The following is a 15,257-nucleotide window of genomic DNA, read 5'->3' as shown; positions in this document are numbered from 1 at the left end:
GCCATGCCTTTCGATTCACTGCGAACCGCCATCAGCCGCTGCTCCGCACTCTTCCGCCACAAGCAGCTCGACGCCAACCTCGACGAAGAACTGCGCAGCCACATTGAGCATGCCATCGAAGAACATCTTGCCAGTGGCATGAGCTATCCGCAGGCCCGCACAGCTGCTCTACGCAGCTTCGGCGGCATCACCCAGACCCGCGAAACGTACCGCCAGCGCCGCGGCCTCCCGCTACTGGAAGAGGTCCTCCGCGATACGCGCTTCGGCCTGCGCCAGCTCTACCGCTCTCCAGGCTTCGCCTTCACCGCGATCATCACACTGGCTCTCGGCCTCGGTGCTAACACTGCGATCTTCTCGCTCATCAACAGCCTCCTCCTGCGACCGCTGCCTGTGCCGCATGCGGAAGAGCTTTCGGTGCTCAACTACAGCCGCGCAGATTCACAGCAGCCTGGCTACTACTTCAATGCGCCATTGATGCGCTCGCTTGAAAAGCACCACGACGGATTTTCGAGCATTGCGGCCTTCAGCGGAACAACCATGCAGGTGCGCAGCGGTTCGGCCAATCAACAGGTTCCAGGCGCTTTGGTCAGCGGCCAATTCTTTGCAGTGCTCGAGACATCTCCGCTGCTGGGACGCTTCCTTACGCCACAGGATGACCAAGCGGGCAGCCCCAACGGATATGCCGTCGTGATCAGCGAACCCTTCTGGAAGTCCTGGTTCAACCGCGCTCCGGATGTCGTGGGACGTACGCTCACCATCGCCAATACTCCATTTACTGTCGTCGGCGTGATGCCCAGCCAGTTCATTGGTGCCAATCCAACTTCCAGGCCGTCGCTATACGTGCCGCTCGCACTTGAGCCGGTCATCGATGCCCCGTACAACAACATTGAGAGCGGATTCAACTCCTGGTGGCTGGAGATGATTGCGCGTCGCGCGCCAGGTGTCTCACAGCAGCAGGCGAGCGCCGCTGTGCGAGCCATGTCCAACACTATCCTGGCCGAAGCCGCGCCCAAGGGCGAAGCCCTGGACAATGAACGGAAGAACCATTTTCAACTGGATGCGCAAGAAGGCTCCCGCGGGTACAACTTCGTGGGGGACGGCTTTCGCAAGCCACTTACAGTTGTCTTCTCGCTTTGCGGCTGCGTCTTGCTCTTGGCCTGCTTGAACCTTGCCAGCCTGCTCACGGCGCGCGCCGCGGGCCGTGAGCGCGAGCTGGCTACGCGGCTCGCGATTGGAGCTTCCCGACGCAGGCTAATTCAGCAATTGCTTGTGGAGAGCCTGTTGATCGCGCTGCTCGGCACTGGCGCAGGCTTGGCCGTGTCTCCTGCAGTGAGCCGCTTTCTGGCGGGGCTATTGATCGGCACATCCGCCGATACAGTGCTCGACACATCCCTTGATCTCCGCGTCTTCGCCTTCACTGCCTTGATTGCTGTTGTAGCGGCCCTGCTCATCGGACTCCTGCCCGCGCTGCGCGCCACTTCCGGCGAGCTCAACAATCAGATGAAGAATGGTGGGCTCGCCCGCTCCTCGCGCGACGGACGCAGATGGCTTCCGCGTATCCTGATGGGCACGGAAGTAGCGCTGTCGCTGATCCTCGTTGTCGGCGCGGGCTTGCTGGCCTCAAGCCTGACGCGGCTCTATCGGACCGGCCTGGGCTTCGAGCCAAAGGGCCTCGTCAATTTTGACCTCGTCATGGACAAGCAGTCGCTCGAAGGCGATGCTTTGCTGCACTGGTACCAGAGTTACGCTGGTGCTCTCGCTCAACTGCCCGGAGTGAAATCCGTGAGCTATGACAGCATCACTCCGCTTTCAGGCAACATACAGAAAAACACCTATCGCAGCGGGCTGAATAAGTCGGAACACAGCCTGTATGGCAACACTGTCGGTCCTGAGTATTTCGCGACCATGCGCATCCCCATGGTCGCTGGTCGCGACTTCCAGTGGAATGATACGAAGACCAGTCCCGGCAAAATCATTCTGAACCAGTCTGCAGCGCGCGCAATGTTTCCCGGCGTCAATCCGATTGGACAGACGGTTCTTGGCTACAAGGATCACAATTTTGAGGTCATCGGCGTAGTGGCCGATGTTCACTACACCTCGGTGCGTGATGCAGCGCCACCAACAGCCTACCGGCCCATCACGCAGGATGGATTCACCAAAGGATCCTACACCGCAATTGCCCGTGTGGAAGGCCCTGTCGCGCCTTTCGCAGAAGCGATGCGTAGCCTCACCACGCGCATGGCTCCTGAGATTCCCACACCCAATCTCACCACCATGAGCAGCCAGCTCGATGACTCGATCGCAGCGGAACGTATGATGGCCATGCTGAGCGTCTTCTTCGCCGCATGCGCACTGTTCGTAACAGCCATCGGCCTGTATGGAACGCTCGCCTACGCCACCGCCCGCCGCACCAGCGAGATCGGCATCCGCATGGCCCTCGGCGCGCAACGCCTGCAGGTCGTCCTGCTCGTCTTCCGCGAGAACGCATGGGTCGCAGCAGGAGGCTCTATCGCCGGACTCATCGCCGCTCTGCTCGCTTCAAAAGCCCTCGCCAGCTTCCTCTACGGCACCTCAACGCGGGATCCATGGGTGTTAGTCGGCTCATGCGTTTCGCTCATTCTCATCGCCAGCGCGGCATCGCTGCTGCCCGCACTGCGAGCCGCGCGCATCGATCCCATGCAGGCTCTCAGGTCGGAATAAGAAAGTCCGTAACTTTTTCCCTGCGCTGAGGCTCTTATGACTACGCAGCGGGAGAAGCACAATGCCACATCGCCATCTCGATTTCCTCTTCAACCCCACCTCAATCGCACTGCGCGGCCTCGCTTCAATCACCGTGCTTGCCGCAGCATGCCTCCTGGGATCATGCACGCGCCGGGCTGTTCAGGCCGCTGCTGAAAATGAAACAGGAGACAAAGCTCAGCCAGTCCTCGTAGAGCTCTTTACCTCCGAAGGCTGCTCCAGCTGCCCGCCCGCTGACGCGCTCCTCGCCCAACTCGACGCAACGCAGGGCACCGGCGGAACTCCACCCGTCATCGTCCTCAGCGAGCATGTCACCTACTGGGACGACCTCGGCTGGCATGATCCTTACTCCGCGCAGGCGTTCACCGACCGCCAGAACCAGTACAGCTCTCGCTTCGGACTCTCCGGCGTATACACTCCCCAGGCTGTCGTCGATGGCAGCATTGAACTCGTCGGTAGCGACCGCGGCAAACTCGTAAAGGCCCTCCAGTCCCAGTCCGCAAAGCCAAAGATTCCGCTCACCCTTGCTAACGTCCAGTGGTCTGGCGGCGGCGTCACCGCGCAGGTCTCCGCGGTCGGCGACGTTCCTTCCGCAACGCTCGTCGCCGTTCTTGCCGACGACTCCGACCAATCCTCCGTCCGACGGGGCGAAAACCAGGGCCGCAGCCTGCGCCACGTAGCCGTCGTCCGCACGTTGACTGAAGTTCGCAAAGTCAAAGGCCCACTCATCCAGCAGCCCATCCAGATCAAGCTGCCGTCCGGGGTCACAACGCAGAGCAAGATGCGCCTCGTTGTTTTCCTTGCCGATAGCCGCAACGGTCACGTCCTGGGAGCCACAATGCAAACCCTCCAGCGCTAGCACCTGCACACGCGGCGCGGTCGCCTGCGTTAGGCTGGACCCATGGCATTTCGCTCCCCCGTCCTCATCGCCGCCGTCCTAGCTCTCGTCGCGGTAAACGCCCAAAGCCAGCATCGTAAGAAACCGGTAACCAAACCTGCGCCACCCTCCGGACCGGTCACACTCACGCCCGCGCTGGTAGAGGCAGGCTCGCCAGAGCTGATCCGCATCCAGGCCCCAGCCACGGCGCACCTCGAAGGGGAATGGCTCGGCCATAAGCTCGCCTTCTTCCGCAGGGGTACCGCGTGGTACTCGCTCGCCGGAGTCGATGTCGAAGCGCCAGTTGGCACATCGACTCTGAAGATCAGTTTTGGCCAAAGCGAGGACCACCACGACCTCAGCCAGACCATCCCCATCCGCGCCGCGCACTACACCACCGGCAGCCTCACCGTATCGCCAAAGTTTGTCGAGCCCAGCCCCGATGACAAAGCCCTCATCGAAGCCGCCTCCAAGGCCAAAGAGCAAGCCTTCGCCGCCAGCGACGCACGAACTCCCAACATCCCGCTCTGGACCGGCAGCTTTCTCGCACCCGTAAAAGCACAGGCCACCGCCAGCTTCGGTACGCGAAGAACGTTTAACGGCAAACTCGCCAGCATCCACAAAGGCACAGACTTCCGCGCCGCCACCGGCACTCCTGTCCTCGCTGGCAACTCGGGAGTGGTCCTGCTCGCCCAGCCGCTCTACTACGAAGGCAACTGCGTCATGATCGACCACGGCCAGGGCCTCATCAGCTACTCCATGCATCTGTCCAGAATCGACGTAAAGCCCGGCCAGCAGATCGCCAAAGGCCAACGGATCGGCCTTAGCGGTGCCACCGGCCGCGTCACCGGCCCACACCTGCACTGGGCCATCCGCTGGCAGGGTGCCATGCTCGACCCCGTAAAACTACTAAAGATGAATTTGAATGCTTTACGCTAACTTGCTGACTCGCTACTGGACGAAGTCCAGCTGACTAGCTGCCTTACTTGGCAACCAGCTCCCGCTCCAGCTCCGCAGCAGAATCAGGCCGGATACCCTCTTTCGCCAGATCGCGAAAAGCCCGGTAAACAAACGACCCCAGCCACCAACCATCGATATATTGAAACGGCGTCTCACCCGTAGTGTAGTGTCCGCAAGGCAGCAGCTTCGGCTCGAAAGCAATCCCATGCTCGCGGAACGATTTCAGCACCTTCAAAGAGTATTCATAAGGAAACGTAAGATCGTACCGCGCATAAATCAGCAGCACCTTCTTCGCAAACTCGCCAGCTGATCCCTGTTCCCTATTCCCTATTCCCTGTCCTTTAGTTCCCTGTATCTTGGCGAACTTTTCATAGTGGTGCATCGGACTAACCCCGGCCCAAAGCGCCTGCACCCGCTCCTGCGTCAGCCCGGCATCTTCGAGCGCCCGCCGGATATGCCGCGTGCTCTGCCCCGCCCAAACCACATCGCCCACCGCCGCCGAAGCGTGGTTGAAGGCATTCACCCGAAGCCGCTTATCGTGCGCGCTGGCCAGAAAGCCATAGCAACTTCCAAGGCTCGTCCCCAGCACGCCAAACTGCTCATAGCCCTGCGACTCCAGCCAGTCGAGACAGCAGCGAATATCGACCACCGCCTGCCGCGTCGCCGAAAGCGTCCGGCCAATGTTGGCGCTCACAGCATAGTCTGACCGCTCCAGCTCGGAAGGCCGCCGGATGTCGTGATACGGCTTAGAAAGCCGCAGCGCAGAGATCCCAAAACGGTTAAACAGCGAACACAGTGCGTTATGACTGAAGGCATCCGCGTTCCACTGCGGCATCACGACAATGGCCTGCTTGGGCTTGCCTGCCTGCTTCGCCGGATCAGCCGGATACCAGCGCGCATTCACAAGATCATTTTCCGGGTGCGGCGTCCTCTCCGGGGAAGTGAATCGCAGAAACTGCGCCTGCGGCATATTGCCTTCCGCAGCCTGCTCGCGCAGCCAGGCATCGCGCTTCAATGTCTCCGGACGGACATTCGTGGCGAAGAGCATTGGATGCCGCTCCTCCAGCCGGAAGTCAGTCGGTGTCTCGTAGGCAAAAAAACGGTCGCTGTCGGCAAGAATTGCCTCATTCACCTCGACCATGGCCGCTTCGCCCTGGCCGGCAGCCTCCAGCCGCGCAACCCGCTCCCGCAGGCCAACCTCGTCCAAAAAAGGCCCGAGCCAGTCAAAGCCCCATTCGAGCGGCCGGACGACGCGGTTCAGGTCGCGCGAAGTGAGCTTCGTCTCCCACGCGTACATCCACCGCCCATAAAGGTCTTTCAGCATAATCCTGTTCAAGTTTATCAGCGCCGGTCTCGCGACTCAGCTTCACACCTCGTAACGCTCCACTCTGCTGGTAATCGAAGTAAAAATCTCCCAGGGGATCGTCTCCGCCCACGCCGCATGGTCCTCAGCGGTGACCGTCCTGCGTCCCTGCCGCCCTATCAGCACCACCTCATCCCCGTGCATCACGCCGTCGATCCCGGTTACGTCCACCACCGTCTGGTCCATGGAGATGCGCCCGATGATCGGCGCCCGCTGCCCCCGCACCAGCACATGTCCCCGGTTCGACAATGCGCGCTTCAACCCGTCGGCATACCCAACTGCCAGCAGCGCGATCTGCATTGGCTCAGAAGCCACAAACGTCCCGTTATATCCGACCACGTCCCCAGCCGAAATCTCCCGCACACTCACCACGCGCGTCTTCCACTCCAGCACAGGCCGGAGCTTGCTCCGCCACGCGGTCACGGCTGCCGGCTCTACCGGTTCGAATTCCGGAGCCAGCCCATAGAGCGCCAGACCCGGCCGAGCCATCGCCCGCAATCCAGACTTCTCGCACAACCGCTGTAGTTCCGCAGGCACTTCGCCTTCAAGAACCGCCGCCGAGTTGCCGACATGCAGCCACGTCGGCTTGAGTCCAGCTTCAAGCACGCATGCAACCATCGGCGTAAGCGCGGCAAGCTGTGCATGCGTGGCCGCGCCATCGCTCTCGTCAGCCGCATACAGGTGCGTCATCAAACCGTCCAGCCGCAGCGGCGAATCTCCACCGAACCGCATCAGAATCCGATCCAGACCAGCCGCGCCCACACCCTGCCGGCTCATCCCGGTATCGAGCTCCAGATGCACCGCGACCGATCCCGCAGCATGTGCGGCCTCATGTGCCGCAGCTTCCAGCTCATCCAGTTGCCAGTGCTCCCAGACGACCACGGTCAGTCGCGACTCGATCACCGCCCTGCCCTGGCCCGGAAAGACCCCGGCAATTACAAGAATCTCTACCTCGGGAAACCCTGCAGCGTCGCACAGCGCCCGTGCCGCCACTCCCTCTTCCACGGAAGTGACGCCGAGCCAGCGCGCCCCCGCCCGCACCGCTGCCGGAGCGCAGATCTGCAACCCGTGCCCATAGGCGTCGGCCTTTATGATCGCCAGTAATTCCAATGCGGAAGCTGAGGCAAGGGCCTTGTAGTTTTCTTCAAAAGACCGGGCCGAAATTTCAACCCAGCAGGGACGTCGCGTCATAGGAGAATCCACTCTCCATGGTATCGTCCCGGGACGTCATCTCCGCTCGGTAGCACCTCAGTCGATATCCACAGCCTTGCCTGGATTCATCCGGTTCTCCGGATCGAGCGCGCACTTCAGCTCGCGCATCACCCCCAGCGCTTCCCCGTGCTCGGCCTTGAGATATTTCTTCTTCCCCAGCCCAATCCCATGCTCGCCCGAACACGTCCCGCCCATCGCCTGCGCCCGCTCCACCAGCCGCTCCGCAAAGGCGTCCGCCTCAGCCACCTGGTCCTCCCCCAGCAGGCATTGCACATGGAAATTCCCATCCCCCACATGCCCCACCATCACCGCCGGAAAACTCGCCGCATCAAGATCCGCCCGCGTCGCCACAATGCACTCGGCGAGTCTCGATATCGGCACGCAAACATCCGTCGTCAGCACCTGAGACCCTGGCCGCAGCGCCCGCGTCGCGTAATACACATCATGCCGCGCCTTCCAGAGAACCTCGCGCTCAGCAAGCGTCGCCTTCCACTCAAAGCCCAGCCCGCCATGCTCCCTCGCCAGCGACTCAGCCATCTTCGCCGCCTCCGCCACAGCCGCCTCGCTCACCCCGTGAAACTCAAACAGCAGCGTAGGCTTCAATGCCATCGTCAGGTGCGAATAGCGGTTCACCGCATCCACCTGGTGCTCGTCCATGAACTCGATCCGCGCCACACCCACGCCCAACTGGATCGCCTCAATCACCGTCTGCACCGCACCGGCAATCGTCTCAAAACAGCAGATCGCCGCCGTCACCGCCTCGGGCTGCGCATGCAACCGCAGGGTCACCTCGGTGATTACCCCCAGCGTCCCCTCCGACCCCACGAAGAGCCGCGTCAGGTCATACCCCGCGCTCGACTTCCGCGCCCGCGTCCCGGTGTGAATCACCCGCCCATCCGCCAGCACGACCGTCAGCCCCAGCACGTTTTCCCGCATCGTCCCGTAACGCACCGCCGTCGTCCCCGAAGCCCGCGTCGCCGTCATCCCGCCCAGCGTCGCATCCGCTCCCGGGTCGATAAAGAACGTCAGCCCCGTATTTTCGAGCGCCTTCTGCAACTGCTTCCGGCTCACCCCCGCCTCGACCGTCGCATCCATATCGTCCACGCTCACGCGCACAATCCGGTTCATCTGCCGCATATCGATCGAGATACCGCCGCGCACCGCATGCACATGCCCCTCCAACGAAGTCCCCGCCCCAAACGGGACCACAGGCAGCCCATACCGCGCACTCACCAAAACAATCCGCCGTACCTCTTCCGTACTCACAGGAAAGCAAACCAAATCCGGCATTCCCGGCACATGCGTACTCTCCCCATGCGAATGATGCTCCCGCACCACCTCCGCAGCAGAAACCCGCTCCCCCAGAAACTCCCGTAACTCCGCCAGCGCCTCGCCAACCCTCAATCCCAGACTCGATTCCACCGATACCGATGCCATAAAGCTTCTCCCACCCGAAGAGCAATCATACCGCTCAGTTCAAACCCTCGCTTTTGCCTCTTTCCCTTTGTTTGTCATTCCCAAAGGGAATCCGCTTTTACTCTCTCGCAAAATAAATCTCGAAAATCCCTTGCAATGTACTAGTCGATTAGTACATTATTCTTTCATGAAGCGAGTCGCCGAACCCGAAACCCAGCCATTCGCCTTTCGCCTGGATGCGCATAGCGGCGTCCCCGTCTACCGCCAGCTCATTGATCAGGTCCACGGAGCCATCGCCGCCGGCACCCTCACCACCGGCGACCAACTCCCCACCGTCCGCCAGGTAGCCGTCGATCTCGCCATCAACCCCAACACCGTCCTGCGCTCCTATCGCGAACTAGAAATCCGCGGGCTGCTTGATTCGCAACAGGGCACCGGCACCTTCATCGCCGACCACAAGATCGAGCACACTCGCGAAGACCGCGACCGCAAACTGAACCAGCTCGTCACCGAGTTCGTCTCCCGCGCCGGAGCCGCAGGACTCACCCTCAAGCAGCTCATCAAGGCCCTCAAAGACCTCCAGCCTGAAGACGAAGGCAAACGCAAATAGGAGAAATCCATGAACCTCCACAAAGAAATCTCGAGCGTCGGAATCACCGCGTTCGTCGTCTGTATCGCCCTCGGACTGGGCCTCATGGCGCTGACCCGCATACCGCTGCTCGCCGCGCCATTCGCGCTCATCGGCATCTATCTCCTCTTCGCCATCAAGGTCGTCGATCAGTGGGAGAAAGTAGCCGTCCTGCGCTTCGGCAAGTACCGCGGCCTGCGCGGCCCCGGCCTCTTCTTCATCCTTCCCATCGTCGAAACCCTCAGCCGCTACGTCGACCAGCGCGTCCGCGTCACTACCGTCAGCGCCGAATCCACGCTGACCCGCGACACCGTCCCGGTCAACGTAGACGCCATCATCTTCTGGCTCGTATGGAACGCCGAAAAATCCATCCTCGAAGTCGAAGACTTCACCCAGGCCATCACCCTCGGCTCGCAGACTGCCCTCCGCGAATCCATCGGCCGCCACCAGCTTGCGCAAATGATCACCGACCGCGAAGCCCTCGGCATCGAGCTGCAAAAGACCCTCGACGAGAAGACCAACCCCTGGGGCATCACCGTCCAGTCCGTCGAAATCCGCGACGTGCGCATCCCCCAAGCGCTCGAAAACGCCATGTCCCAGCAAGCCCAGGCCGAGCGCGAACGCCAGGCCCGCGTCATCCTCGGCGAAGCAGAGGTGCAGGTCTCAGAACAGTTCGCCGAAGCCAGCCGCGTCTACAACGACAACCCCGGCGCCCTCCACCTGCGCGGCATGAACATGCTCTACGAAGCCATCCGCGAAAAGGGCGCCATGGTGATCGTCCCTAGCAGCGCAATCGAGACCATGGGCCTGGGCGGCACCCTCGCCACCACCACTCTCGCGAAACAGCAATAAGCGCTTTGCCCTTGCTCTTTGTTTGTCATGCCCGAAGGGAATCTGCTGTTGTCTTTGCACTTGCCCTTGCCTTTGTCGTTGCGTTTCTTTCTGTCATTCCCGAAGGGAATCTGCTGTTCTCCCTTTTTCCGCAGCCTCTCAAGCCCTGTGCTCAACCAAATCGAAAGGAGAATCCAATGAAACTGAGAACTCTTGCCCTGGCCTGCGCAACCTTCGCGGTCCCCATCGCCAACCTGGCCAACCCAACCCCAACCTCTAAGTGGACGGGCGTCTGGGAATCCAAGCTCGACGGCATCACCGCCGTCACGCTCACCCTCGCCGACGACGCAGGCTCCCTTGACGGCACCATCGTCTTCCACCTCATCCTCAAAGAGAACGAGAGCACCCCGGCACACAGCGGCAGCACCGAACCGCACACGCTGATCCATCCCAAGCTGGAAGGTAACAAGCTCTCCTTTCAGGTGCGCCGAGGCAACGGCTCCAATGAAATCCTCAACATGGCCGTCGAACTCAGCCCCTCCGGCAAAGCCGATTTCCAATGCAGCAACTGCGGCAGCGGGCCCAAGGCAGAGCTGGAAAAGATGCACTGAGCATCCTTCCGGCAGCAATGTAGAATCGGCATGATTCAACCCCAGGGAGAGATCATGCCGATGATGCTGCTACCAAGCCGCCGTTCCCTTCTCAGCGCACTCACCTGCGCGCTCCTCGCCGCAACCCTCCCGCAAGCGAAGGCCCAGCAAACCTACGATGTAGTCATCCGCAACGGCCGCGTCATGGACCCTGAGACCAACCTCGACGCCATCCGCAACGTCGGCATCCGTGACCACACGATCGCCATCATCACCGCCGACGCCATCCAGGGCAAGCAGACCATCGATGCCACCGGCCTCGTCGTATCCCCCGGCTTCATCGACCTCCACTCCCACGGGCAGGACGCGGAAAACTACCGATACAAGGCCATGGACGGCGTCACCACCGCGCTCGAACTCGAAATCGGCGCATGGCCCATCCCGCAGTGGTATAGCGCCCGCGAAGGCAAAGCCCTCATCAACTACGGCGCCAGCAGCAGCCTCATCCGCGCCTGCATGTCCGTCATGCATGACACCGGCACCTGGCTCCCCCGCGACAAAGTCATCACCGACAAGCCCACCGCCGCGCAGCAGAAAGAGATCCTCGCCGACGTAGACGGCGGTCTGAAAGACGGCGGCATCGGCATCGGCATGGGCCTCGCCTACACCCCGCAGGAGTCACCCGCCGACATCCTCCAGGTCTTCGGCCTCGCCGCCCATTGGAAGCGCCCCATCTTCGTCCACATGCGCACCCCCGGCGGCCTCACCCCCGGTGTCGTTGACTCGCTGCAGGAGATGATCGCCGACGCCGCCATTACCGGGGCCTCCGTCCACATCGTCCACATCAACTCCATGGCCAACAAGCTCACACCCCTCGCGCTTGCGATGATCCACGGAGCGCAGGCCCGCCACCTCGACGTCTCCACCGAAGCCTACCCCTACATCGCCGGAGCCACCGGCATCGAGTCCGACGTCTTCCACCCCGGCTTCCAGCAGCAGCTCGGCATCACTTACCACGACCTCATGTGGGTCGAGACCGGCGAACGCCTGACCGAAGAGTCCTTCAACCGCTACCGCAAAACCGGCGGCAAAGTCATCCTCTTCACCAACACCGAAGAGATGGTCCGCATGGCCATGGCCGACCCCACCGTCATGATCGCCAGCGACGGCACCCTAACCAACGGCAAAGGCCACCCCCGCAGCGCCGGAACCTACGCCCGCGTCCTCGGCGTCTACGTCCGCGAACAGAAAGCACTCACCCTCATGGACGCCATCCGCCGCTCATCATTAATGCCCGCCCAGCGCCTCGAATCCTTCGTCCCCCAGATGAAACACAAAGGCAGAATCCAACCCGGCGCCGACGCCGACATAGACATCTTCGACCCCAACACAGTGATCGACAAAGCCACCTTCGAAAACCCAGCCCAATACTCCTACGGCTTCAAATACGTACTAGTAGGCGGCCAAGCAGTAGTCCACGATGGCAAACCAGACGAATCCACCCTCCCCGGCCAACCCATCCGCGCTGCGCAATGAGATCCACACTTTCGACTGTTCGGGTGTCCGCTCTGTATCGATCCCTGTTGGCATATGCCATGGCCTATGCCTGCTTTTCAGTGATGCACAAAAGGGCTTAATTCAACGCAAATGCAAAACTAGAGAAACAAACCACTTCCAACAAATTTGCTTGACACTGTCTGGCGGGCACTCGGCCTCGAAATTGTTCTACGTAGAACAATTTTGGGGGGAATGCGTGGAACAAACCGAAAAAGGCAATGTTCCACGCCCGCGACGCTACTCAAAACGCAAAAAGAGCCACCCCGGAGGATGGCTCTTTTGTGTCGTAATTCGGCGGGCCTAAGGGCCTAGCCGATATCGCCGGTCCAGTTTTCGAGCGTCTTCTTGAACTCAGCCATGAACTTGCCGGCATCCGCGCCATCGATGGTGCGATGGTCGAAGCCGAGGCAGAAATTCTGCGTCCAGCGAATGGCAATCGTGTCGTTGCCTTCGCTGTCGGTGATGACCAGCGGCTCTTTCTTCAGCCCGCCAATAGCCAGGATCGCCGAGTCCGGCTGGTTGATGATCGGGGTGCCAAACTCCTCGCCGAAGATGCCGGAGTTGGTCAGCGTAAAGGTCGAGCCGGAAACTTCATCCGGCTTCAGCTTCTTGCCACGAGCCCGCTCGGCCAGATCGGCCACAGCGCGAGCCAGCCCGAGGAAGCTGCGCTCCTCCGCCTGCTTGATCACCGGCACGATCAGGCCCCATTCGAGAGCCACGGCGATGCCGAGGTTGATGTTTTTGTGGTACCGAATCGCGTCGCCTTCCATGCTGGCGTTCACAATGGGGAACTTGCGCAGTGTCTGCACGGCGGCAGCGGCGATGAACGGCATGTAGGTCAACTTCACGCCATTGCGCTGCTCGTACTTGCCCTTTTCCTTCTCGCGCAGCTTGGCGATCCGCGTCATATCCACCTTGAAGACGGTGTGGACATGCGGGCTGGTATGCGCACTCTCCACCATGCGCTGCGCAATGATCGAACGCATCTTGGTCAGCGGCACCAGCTCCCCAGGCAGCGGCGCAGAAACCGGCGCGGCCAAAGGAGCGCTGGGAGTCGAAGCGGGAGCAGAAGCAACAGGCGCAGCCGCCGGAGTCGCCACTGGCGCGGGAGCAGAAGCAGCGACAGCGGGAGCAGCCGGAGTAGCAACAGGAGCAGCAGAACCAGCCCCGTTCGAGGCCAGGAACTTCAGCGTGTCGTCCTTGGTGATGCGCCCGCCAGCGCCGGTTCCAGCAATCTTCGTCAGGTCAAGATTGTTGTCTTTGGCGATGCGCCGTACCAGCGGCGAAGACCGCAATTTTTCGGTCGTGCCAGCAGAAGCAGCTACTGGCTCGGCAGCTGGCGCTGCAGCTGCGGGAGCCGCAGCACTCGCAGCGGGTGCGGCAACAGGAGAAGCCGAAACAGCACCAGCGGTCCCGCCAAGCACAGCCACGACGGTGTTGATTTGAACTGTCGTTCCCTCGGGAACCTTGATCTCGGTTAGTTTTCCAGCAATAGGCGCCGGAATCTCGGCATCCACCTTGTCCGTTGAAATTTCAAACAGGGGCTCATCCTTGGCAACATCGTCGCCCACCTTCTTGAGCCACTTGGTGATGGTGCCCTCAAAGATGGACTCACCCATCTGCGGCATCACCACTTCGGTTCCACCGGTCACGCCACCAGCAGTGGTCCCGCCAACCGAAGCATCGGTCTTGGCAGTCGATTTCGCAGCGTCCGTCGCAGCAGCAGTAGCGCCATCGCCAGCCGTGCCCTTGGCAGCAGGAGCAGTCGCAGGAGACTCGGCAGCAGGCGCAGCAGCAGCTTCGCCCGCAGCGCCAACCAGCGCAACCACAGTATTGATCTGGACCGTCGTGCCCTCGGTCACCTTGATCTCGGTCAGCGTGCCGGCCACCGGCGAAGGAATCTCGGCATCCACCTTGTCGGTTGAGATCTCGAACAGCGGCTCATCTTTCGCCACCGTCTCGCCAACCTTCTTCAACCACTTGGTGATGGTGCCTTCAAAGATCGACTCGCCCATCTGGGGCATGATTACTTCGGTTGCCATCGCATTCTTCCTCGTTTGGTGCCAGCCGCAATGTCAGTATTTGCCCAGTATTGCCGCTATGCGGGACGCCGTCTCGCGTCCGTCAGCCTGTTGGATTATATAGGCCCACGCGCACAACCCGCCGCCCGCAAACACGCGATGCGGGCCCATTACGCCCGAACCGGCTTCTCCAGCGCCCCGGCGTCCTTCAGGATGAGACGTTCCACCTCTTCGGGCACGGTTACCGGCACTCCAATCGTGTCTCCGACCGTGTTCTCAGCCCTCTCCCGGGCAATCTCCTGTCGTCGCGTCTCCGCACTCGCCCGCAGCGCTTCCAGACTTTCGACAGCCAGCACCGGCTCGCCAAAGACATGCCCGAACATCCGCGCCGCCACATCCGCCAGCTGCTCCAGAGTCGGCAACTGCTGGTTGGGAGAGATCTCCAGCTCCAGACTCGTCACCTCGCGGTCGGCAATGCCGCACGGCACGATCCACTGAAAATCCCGCAAGTCCGTCGTCAGGTTGTAGGCGAACCCATGCGAAGTGATCCCCCGGGAAACATGCACCCCAATCGCGCCAATCTTCTTTTCCCGGCCCTCAAGCATCGTCCAGACGCCGGTACGGCCTTGCACGCGTCCAGTATGAACCCCGTACCCGGCGCAGAGCCGGATCATCGCCTCTTCCACCCGCCGCACGTAATCGACAGGCCCCAGCCGTCCGCCGGTCGAGTTCTTCAAGCTGCGCAGGTCGAAGATTGGATACCCGACCAGTTGCCCAGGCCCGTGATACGTCACGTCTCCGCCGCGATTGATCTCATGAATCGAAACACCCTTCCGCGCGAGCATTTCGTCGGTTGCCAGGATATTCGAGCGATTCGAGTTCCGCCCCAGCGTCAGCACCGGCGGGTGCTCGAGCAGCAACAGCACATTTTCGACCAGCCCCTGGTGCCGCAGTTCCACCATCTCCTGCTGCACCGCTAGAGCCTCGTCGTACCCGATCCGTCCGAGATAGAGATACTGAATCATGCCATCGACCTGCCTGTATCCATTGTAGTGACAGAAGG

The 15,257-nt window shown here is 61.3% G+C and carries 12 protein-coding genes; 7 read left to right on the top strand and 5 right to left on the bottom strand.

All coding sequences use genetic code 11. The features are described 5' to 3' along the window. The first annotated feature begins 3 nt into the window (after positions 1–3). The 3 genes from AC5S27_RS24285 (at position 4) to AC5S27_RS24275 (ending at position 4,555) form a co-directional block, all read left to right on the top strand. Positions 4–2,700, top strand: coding sequence for an ABC transporter permease (locus AC5S27_RS24285; RefSeq protein ID WP_493937145.1), 2,697 nt, complete (start codon positions 4–6; stop codon positions 2,698–2,700). A gap of 61 nt (positions 2,701–2,761) precedes the next feature. Beyond that, positions 2,762–3,598, top strand: a complete 837-nt coding sequence (locus AC5S27_RS24280) for a DUF1223 domain-containing protein (RefSeq protein ID WP_493937144.1) — start codon at positions 2,762–2,764, stop codon at positions 3,596–3,598. A gap of 42 nt (positions 3,599–3,640) precedes the next feature. Next, entirely contained in the window at positions 3,641–4,555 is a 915-nt protein-coding gene (locus AC5S27_RS24275) for a M23 family metallopeptidase (RefSeq protein WP_493937143.1), read from the top strand. Positions 4,556–4,598: 43 nt separating this feature from the next. On the opposite strand, the gene AC5S27_RS24270 is transcribed toward AC5S27_RS24275, so the two are convergent. Genes AC5S27_RS24270 through AC5S27_RS24260 form a run of 3 tightly spaced genes read right to left on the bottom strand, consistent with a single transcriptional unit; the run spans position 4,599 to position 8,588 of the window. Continuing rightward, on the bottom strand, positions 4,599–5,900 hold the full coding sequence (locus tag AC5S27_RS24270) for an alpha/beta hydrolase family protein (RefSeq protein WP_493937142.1): 1,302 nt from the start codon (positions 5,898–5,900) through the stop codon (positions 4,599–4,601). A gap of 42 nt (positions 5,901–5,942) precedes the next feature. Further along, positions 5,943–7,130: an alanine racemase gene (gene alr, locus AC5S27_RS24265; protein ID WP_493937141.1), complete on the bottom strand. Its 1,188-nt coding sequence runs from the start codon at positions 7,128–7,130 to the stop codon at positions 5,943–5,945. Between the two features lie 57 nt (positions 7,131–7,187). Beyond that, a complete protein-coding gene (locus AC5S27_RS24260; RefSeq protein WP_493937140.1) occupies positions 7,188–8,588 on the bottom strand; it encodes an FAD-binding oxidoreductase in 1,401 nt (466 codons plus the stop codon). 166 nt (positions 8,589–8,754) lie between these two features. Here AC5S27_RS24260 and AC5S27_RS24255 point away from each other — a divergent pair, with 166 nt between their 5' ends. From AC5S27_RS24255 to AC5S27_RS24240, 4 genes are all read left to right on the top strand, one after another. Then, positions 8,755–9,177: a GntR family transcriptional regulator gene (locus tag AC5S27_RS24255; RefSeq protein WP_493937139.1), complete on the top strand. Its 423-nt coding sequence runs from the start codon at positions 8,755–8,757 to the stop codon at positions 9,175–9,177. 9 nt (positions 9,178–9,186) lie between these two features. Further along, positions 9,187–10,047 (top strand): slipin family protein, encoded by an 861-nt coding sequence (locus AC5S27_RS24250; RefSeq protein WP_493937138.1) that lies wholly within the window; start codon positions 9,187–9,189, stop codon positions 10,045–10,047. A 176-nt stretch (positions 10,048–10,223) separates the two neighbouring features. Continuing rightward, on the top strand, positions 10,224–10,637 hold the full coding sequence (locus AC5S27_RS24245; protein WP_493937137.1) for a hypothetical protein: 414 nt from the start codon (positions 10,224–10,226) through the stop codon (positions 10,635–10,637). A gap of 30 nt (positions 10,638–10,667) precedes the next feature. Further along, positions 10,668–12,152, top strand: a complete 1,485-nt coding sequence (locus AC5S27_RS24240) for an amidohydrolase family protein (protein WP_493937136.1) — start codon at positions 10,668–10,670, stop codon at positions 12,150–12,152. A 329-nt stretch (positions 12,153–12,481) separates the two neighbouring features. Here AC5S27_RS24240 and sucB read toward each other — a convergent pair whose 3' ends face one another. Together sucB and lipB are read right to left on the bottom strand one after the other, a co-directional pair. After that, a complete protein-coding gene (sucB, locus tag AC5S27_RS24235) occupies positions 12,482–14,215 on the bottom strand; it encodes a 2-oxoglutarate dehydrogenase, E2 component, dihydrolipoamide succinyltransferase (protein ID WP_493937135.1) in 1,734 nt (577 codons plus the stop codon). Positions 14,216–14,364: 149 nt separating this feature from the next. Further along, the gene (gene lipB / locus AC5S27_RS24230) at positions 14,365–15,219 is read right to left on the bottom strand and encodes a lipoyl(octanoyl) transferase LipB (RefSeq protein ID WP_493937134.1); all 855 of its coding nucleotides are present in this window, start codon (positions 15,217–15,219) and stop codon (positions 14,365–14,367) included. Positions 15,220–15,257: the final 38 nt, after the last annotated feature.

The sequence above is a fragment of the Acidicapsa borealis genome, from assembly GCF_059115245.1.
Note: the sequence above shows the minus strand (reverse complement) of the source record. Positions and strands in the feature narration are given on the sequence as shown.